The 3593-nt window shown below is 40.7% G+C and carries 3 protein-coding genes; all 3 read left to right on the top strand.

From position 1 onward, the window contains the following. Positions 1-65: 65 nt before the first annotated feature. The 3 genes from RYK12_RS10040 (at position 66) to RYK12_RS10030 (ending at position 3448) form a co-directional block, all read left to right on the top strand. On the top strand, positions 66-1415 hold the full coding sequence (locus RYK12_RS10040) for a glucose-6-phosphate isomerase (protein WP_000018269.1): 1350 nt from the start codon (positions 66-68) through the stop codon (positions 1413-1415). A gap of 127 nt (positions 1416-1542) precedes the next feature. Next, on the top strand, positions 1543-3003 hold the full coding sequence (gene gltX / locus RYK12_RS10035; RefSeq protein ID WP_314848863.1) for a glutamate--tRNA ligase: 1461 nt from the start codon (positions 1543-1545) through the stop codon (positions 3001-3003). Positions 3004-3016: 13 nt separating this feature from the next. Then, positions 3017-3448, top strand: coding sequence for a cytidine deaminase (locus RYK12_RS10030; RefSeq protein WP_314848862.1), 432 nt, complete (start codon positions 3017-3019; stop codon positions 3446-3448). Positions 3449-3593: the final 145 nt, after the last annotated feature.

The following is a 3593-nucleotide window of genomic DNA, read 5'->3' as shown; positions in this document are numbered from 1 at the left end:
AAAAAAACTTGAAAAAAACGAAGGTAAGCGTTATGATAGAAAAGAAGAAATATTGGAGGAATAACATGTCACATATTAAATTTGATTATTCAAAAGTTTTAGACAAATTTGTTGCCCCACATGAAGTGGAATACATGCAATCACAAGTAACAGCAGCAGACGAATTGATTCGTAAAGGAACTGGTGCTGGTAGCGACTTCTTGGGATGGTTGGACCTTCCTGAAAACTACGACCGTGAAGAATTCGACCGCATCTTGAAAGCTGCTGAGCAAATCAAATCAGACAGCGATGTTTTGGTTGTGATTGGTATCGGTGGATCTTACCTTGGTGCCAAAGCAGCAATCGACTTCTTGAACCACCACTTTGCAAACTTGCAAACAAAAGAAGAACGCAAAGCTCCACAAATCCTTTACGCAGGAAACTCAATCTCATCTACTTACCTTGCTGACTTGGTAGAGTATGTTGCAGACAAAGATTTCTCAGTAAACGTGATTTCTAAATCAGGTACAACAACTGAACCAGCGATTGCTTTCCGTGTTTTCAAAGAACTCTTGGTTAAGAAATACGGTCAAGAAGAAGCAAACAAACGTATCTATGCAACAACTGACCGCCAAAAAGGTGCTGTTAAGGTTGAAGCAGACGCTAACGGTTGGGAAACATTTGTTGTTCCAGATGATATCGGTGGACGCTTCTCAGTATTGACAGCCGTTGGTTTGCTTCCAATCGCAGCATCAGGAGCTGACATCAAAGCCCTTATGGAAGGTGCGAATGCAGCTCGCAAAGACTACACTTCAGACAAAATCTCTGAAAACGAAGCTTACCAATACGCAGCAGTTCGTAACATCCTTTACCGTAAAGGCTATGCAACTGAAATCTTGGTAAACTATGAGCCATCACTTCAATACTTCTCAGAATGGTGGAAACAATTGGCTGGTGAATCAGAAGGAAAAGACCAAAAAGGTATCTACCCAACTTCAGCCAACTTCTCAACTGACTTGCACTCACTTGGTCAATTTATCCAAGAAGGAACTCGTATCATGTTTGAAACAGTTGTTCGTGTTGACAAACCTCGTAAGAACGTGATTATCCCTACCTTGGAAGAAGACCTTGATGGACTTGGTTACCTTCAAGGAAAAGACGTTGACTTTGTAAATAAAAAAGCGACTGACGGTGTTCTTCTTGCCCACACAGATGGTGATGTACCAAACATGTATGTGACTCTTCCAGAGCAAGACGCTTTCACTCTTGGTTACACTATCTACTTCTTCGAATTGGCTATCGCCCTTTCAGGTTACTTGAATGCTATCAACCCATTTGACCAACCAGGTGTTGAAGCTTACAAACGTAACATGTTTGCCCTTCTTGGGAAACCAGGATTTGAAGAATTGAGCAAAGAACTTAACGCACGTCTATAATAGAAGAAAAGAGTGGTTTGTCCACTCTTTTTACTCTCTTTATCCATAGAAATTGGACTCAGCCAAGACTTGTGATATAATATAGAGAGCAAAAAGGCAGACGCCTAGAGACTTTATAGGAGAAACTATGTCAAAAGATATCCGCGTACGTTACGCACCAAGTCCAACAGGACTACTACACATCGGAAATGCCCGTACAGCATTGTTCAACTACCTTTATGCCCGTCATCACGGTGGGACTTTTATTATCCGTATCGAAGATACTGATCGTAAACGTCATGTCGAGGACGGTGAACGATCACAACTTGAAAACCTTCGCTGGTTAGGCATGGATTGGGATGAAAGTCCAGAAACACATGAAAACTATCGCCAGTCTGAACGTTTGGACTTGTATCAAAAATACATTGACCAACTATTAGCTGAAGGAAAAGCCTACAAATCTTACGTTACAGAAGAAGAATTGGCAGCAGAGCGCGAACGCCAAGAAGCAGCTGGTGAAACACCACGCTATATCAACGAATACCTTGGTATGAGTGAAGAAGAAAAAGCAGCTTACATCGCAGAACGTGAAGCAGCAGGGATCATCCCAACTGTTCGTTTGGCTGTCAATGAGTCAGGTATCTACAAGTGGCGTGATATGGTCAAAGGTGATATCGAATTTGAAGGTGGCAATATCGGTGGTGACTGGGTTATTCAAAAGAAAGACGGTTACCCAACTTACAACTTTGCCGTTGTTATCGATGACCACGATATGCAAATCTCTCATGTAATCCGTGGAGATGACCACATTGCTAATACACCAAAACAGCTCATGGTTTATGAAGCCCTTGGTTGGGAAGCTCCAGAGTTTGGTCACATGACTTTGATTATCAACTCTGAAACTGGGAAAAAATTGTCTAAACGTGACACCAACACCCTTCAGTTTATCGAAGACTACCGTAAAAAAGGTTATTTACCAGAAGCAGTCTTTAACTTTATTGCTCTTCTTGGTTGGAACCCAGGTGGCGAAAATGAAATCTTCTCTCGTGAAGAACTCATTAAACTTTTCGATGAAAACCGCCTCAGCAAGTCTCCAGCAGCCTTTGACCAGAAAAAACTCGACTGGATGAGCAATGATTATATCAAGAATGCAGACCTAGAAACTATCTTTGAAATGGCAAAACCATTCTTAGAGGAAGCAGGCCGTTTAACTGACAAGGCTGAAAAATTAGTTGAGCTCTATAAACCACAAATGAAATCAGTAGATGAGATTATCCCATTGACAGATCTCTTCTTCTCAGATTTCCCAGAATTGACAGAAGCAGAGCGCGAAGTCATGGCGGGTGAAACAGTCCCAACAGTTCTTGAAGCCTTCAAAGCAAAACTTGAAGCGATGACAGATGATGAATTTGTGACAGAAAATATCTTCCCACAAATCAAAGCTGTTCAAAAAGAAACAGGTATCAAAGGGAAAAATCTCTTCATGCCTATTCGTATTGCAGTTTCAGGTGAAATGCATGGACCAGAATTACCAGATACAATTTTCTTGCTTGGACGTGAAAAATCAATCCAGCATATCGAAAATATGTTAAAGGAAATCTCTAAGTAAGAAGGGTACAATAATGGACATCTGGGTAAAGATGTACGAAGAAGCACAGAAATTGTATAATCCACATGAAGTATCTGATTTTGTTTATGCTAATCATGTCGTTGCTGCAGTAGAAGCAGAAGATGGACAAATATTTACAGGATTCTGTATGGAGGGAACCTGTGGTGTTTTCCATCTCTGCGCAGAACGGGCAGCCCTCTTCAATATGTACCAATTTTCAGGACAAACTAAGGTTAAGAAAGTATTAGCCTTTCGAGATAAACCACCTTATGGTGGAAGTTCAGCCATGCCTTGCGGTGCTTGTAGAGAATTTCTTTTGGAGTTGAATGCTGAAAATAAAGATGCAGAATTCATGATGGATTATAATATAGGAAAAACAGTTAAAGTCGCAGAACTAATCCCCTATTGGTGGGGAGAAGAACGTGCTTCTAAGTTTGATAAGTAATAAAAGAGTCAGTATAATTCTGGCTCTTTTTACTTAACTTGAAAAAAGATAAAAAAAGTAGTTGACAAGTCTGAAAAAGTCTGTATAATAGTAAGAGTTGAAAATAACAGCTCTGGTCCGTTGGTCAAGGGGTTAAGACACCGCC

It is taken from the genome of uncultured Streptococcus sp., from assembly GCF_963518475.1.
GTDB lineage: Bacteria > Bacillota > Bacilli > Lactobacillales > Streptococcaceae > Streptococcus.
This window is presented reverse-complemented; position numbering and strand designations above follow the sequence as displayed.